Raw genomic sequence first — 3,432 nt, forward strand, 5'->3', positions numbered from 1 at the left:
CGACTTCATCGAGCACATGGCCGACGAAAGCCGCGAAGGCAAAAGCTGGGACCAGGTGCTGTCGGGCGGCCAGAAGCAGAAGCTGGTGGTGGCTCGCATCGTGCTGCAGCAGCCGGGGCTGCTGTTCCTCGACGAGGCGACCGGCGCGCTCGACCCCGATGGCAAGGTCGCCTTCCACCAGGCCATCAAGGACAATTGCCCCGATGTCACCGTGATCAGCGTCATGCACGAGGCGGTGGCGCCGCGCTCGCTGTCCGGCGAGGAGTTCTATCACAGCGTGGTTTCGATCGCCGACGGCGTCGCCACCAAGAAGCCTCTTGCGCCAAGTCTCCCACGCGAGCTCACCACCATTCTCGCCCAGCCGCGGCCGGTCGAGGACAAGTGGCTGCGCTTCCGCCGGCTGAAACAGAAATAGCAGTCATACCAAGCCTTTGACCGGCGGCCGTGGCCCGGCTTGGGTGGCCGTCGATCACAGTCTCGCGATCCGGCCTCCCCGCACCCATTTTCAGCGCCCGTCGCGATTGACTCGGCAAAATGCGCTCCTATGTTGCGCCCGCTCGCCAAATTCAAACTCGAACCCCGCGAGCAGAAAGGTCAACCCGCCATGCCTGGCGACAGTCACAGTCGAACGCAACCGCCGTCCGCCCTGACGTGACCTGATGGCTCACGTCCTGCCGGACGGCAAGGAGTGAGCCATGAACGAATTCGCACCCGTACTGGACGACGAAGCCGTCGCCGTCGCCCGTGTTCTTGCCAACGATCACGTCGCCGACGTCGTCGAAGCCCTCAACCACGAGCCCCGCGAGACAGCCATCGAGCTGCTCTGCGCCGTGCCGTTCGAGCGGCTGGTCGAGATTTTCGACCAGCCGGAACTCGAGGCGGCACCAGAGCTTGCCGAGGCCCTGCCGCGCCCGAAGGCGAGCAAGCTGTTGACCGCCATGTCGGTCGACCGCGCGGCCGACATCCTGCGCGAGCTGGACGAACCGGCCCGCTCGGAGCTGCTCGGCGCCTTGGCGCCGCCGCTGCGCGCGACGCTGCTGTCCATCCTGGGATATCCGGAAGGCAGCGCCGCCTCGATCATGACGACGGAATTCGTCAGCGTGCCTTCCGACTGGACCGTTGGCCGCACGCTCGACTACATCCGCAAGGTCGAGCGCACGCGCGAAACCATCTACGCCATCTATATCGTCGACCCGGACACGCAGCTCCTGCTGCGTTCGACCGGATTGCGCCGGCTGATCACCGGCAACCCGGAGGATTCGATCCTGTCGGTGGCGCCCGACCGCATGCCGGTGACGGTGACGCCGCTCACCGATCGCGAGAACCTGGCGCAGACCATCTCCAAATACGACCTGCTCGCTCTGCCTGTCGTCGATCACGGCAGGATCCTCGGCATCGTCACCGTCGACGACATCATCGACACGATGATCGAGGAGACGACCGAGGACGTGCATCGCTTCGGCGGCATGGAGGCGCTGGACGAGCCCTATATGAAGATGGGTTTCCTCGCCATGATCCAGAAGCGCGCCGGCTGGCTCTGCGCACTGTTCCTCAGCGAGATGCTGACGGCCAATGCCATGCAGAGCTACGAGGGCGAGTTGGAAAAGGCGATCGTGCTGACCCTGTTCATCCCGCTGATCATGAGCTCCGGCGGCAATTCCGGCTCGCAGGCGACGTCGCTCGTTATCCGCGCGCTGGCGCTGCGCGAGATCGGGTTGCGCGACTGGTGGCGGGTGGCGCTGCGCGAGCTGCCGACCGGGGTGGTGCTCGGCTCGATCCTCGGCGTCGTCGGCATCTGCCGCATCGCGCTCTGGCAGTATTTCGGCTTCTACGACTACGGCCCGCACTGGATGCTGATCGCGGCGACGGTGGGCGCGGCGCTGATTGGCATCGTCACCTTCGGCTCGCTGTCGGGATCGATGCTGCCTTTCGCGCTGAAGCGCATCGGCTTCGATCCGGCAAGCGCCTCGGCGCCGTTCGTCGCCACGCTGGTCGACGTCACCGGACTGGTCATCTACTTCTCGGTGGCGCTCGTGATCCTGCGCGGCACGCTGCTTTAAAAGCATATGGGCAGCCGCCGGCATCACCGGCGGCTGCCCACGCCGCGATCAAACGCGTTCGCCGTTCTTCACGCGATAGGTCGGCTTGTACATCGTCACCAGTTCCTCGGCCGCGGTCGGATGCACGGCCATGGTGCGGTCGAAATCGTCCTTGGTCAGGCCAGCCTTCAGCGGGATGCCGAGAAGCTGCGCCATCTCGCCGGCGTCGGGGCCTAGAATATGGGCGCCGATCACCTTCCTGGACGCGCCGTCGACCACCAGCTTCATCAGCATCTTCTCGTCGCGGCCCGACAGCGTATGTCGCATCGGACGAAACGACGCGCGATAGATCTCGACGTCGGGGAAGCGCTTGATCGCGTCGTCTTCCGACAGGCCGACGGTGCCGATCTCCGGCTGCGAGAACACCGCCGTCGGAATGGTATCGTGGTCCGGCGCGGTCGGATTGTCCTTGAAGGCGGTCTCGATGAAGCACATCGCCTCGTGGATGGCGACCGGCGTCAGTTGCACGCGATGGGTGACGTCGCCGATCGCCCAGATGTTGTCGACATTGGTGCGCGAATATTGGTCGACCACGATCGCGCCCGTCTTGCCGAGTTCGATGCCGACGCCTTCCAGGCCCATATTCTCGGTATTGGGAATACGCCCGATCGCCAGCATCACCTGATCGACCGTCAGGGCGCGGCCGCCGGACAGCAGCACATCCAGCCTGCCCTCCGGGGTCTTGCGCACCCGTTCCGAAACGGCGGGGCAGAGGATCCTGATCCCCTTTTTTTGCATCGTCTCGTGCAGCGAGCGGCGCAGATCCATGTCGAAGCGGCTGAGAATCTCCTGGCCGCGATAGACCAGCGTGGTGTCGACGCCCAGGCCGTGGAAGATGTTGGCGAACTCGACGGCAATATAGCCGCCGCCCTCGATCATGATCGCCTTCGGCAGTTCCTTGAGATCGAAGGCCTCATTGGAGAAGATGCAGTACTCGTGGCCCGACAGTGCCGGATGCGGCGCGGGTCGCCCGCCTGTAGCGATCAGGATCTGGTCGGCGCTGACGGTGCGATCTTCCGCGACCAGATAGACGGAGTGCGGGTCGACGAGCACCGCGCGCGAATGAAAGGTCTCGCCGCCGGCGCCTTCGACATTCCTCTTGTAGATCGCTTCGAGCCGCGCGATCTCCTTGTCCTTGTTGGCGACCAGCGTCTGCCAGTCGAAGCTCGCCTCGGGCACGGTCCAGCCGTAGCCGGCGGCGTCTGCAAAATGCTCGGGAAATTGCGAGGCATAGACATAGAGCTTCTTCGGCACGCAGCCGCGGATGACGCAGGTGCCGCCGAAGCGGTACTCCTCCGCAATGGCGACCCGCTTGCCGAGGGCCGCCGCCACC

The 3,432-nt window shown here is 65.0% G+C and carries 3 protein-coding genes; 2 read left to right on the forward strand and 1 reads right to left on the reverse strand.

Annotation, left to right across the window (positions count from 1 at the left end; translation table 11 throughout):
- Together EOD07_RS27110 and mgtE are read left to right on the forward strand one after the other, a co-directional pair.
- Window positions 1–415: ATP-binding cassette domain-containing protein (locus EOD07_RS27110; RefSeq protein WP_127237584.1), on the forward strand; the 415-nt coding region annotated here is incomplete at its 5' end.
- Between the two features lie 280 nt (window positions 416–695).
- Window positions 696–2,060, forward strand: coding sequence for a magnesium transporter (gene mgtE / locus EOD07_RS27115; RefSeq protein WP_040982837.1), 1,365 nt, complete (start codon window positions 696–698; stop codon window positions 2,058–2,060).
- Between the two features lie 48 nt (window positions 2,061–2,108).
- Here mgtE and gor read toward each other — a convergent pair.
- The coding region (gor, locus tag EOD07_RS27120) for a glutathione-disulfide reductase (RefSeq protein WP_127237585.1) at window positions 2,109–3,432 on the reverse strand (1,324 nt) is incomplete at its 5' end.

This window comes from Mesorhizobium sp. M2C.T.Ca.TU.002.02.1.1 (assembly GCF_003997225.1).

What these genes read in the sequence shown, in the direction of transcription:
- mgtE (WP_040982837.1), top strand. Translation starts at nt 696, where the DNA reads ATGAACGAATTCGCACCCGTACTGGACGACGAAGCCGTCGCCGTCGCC.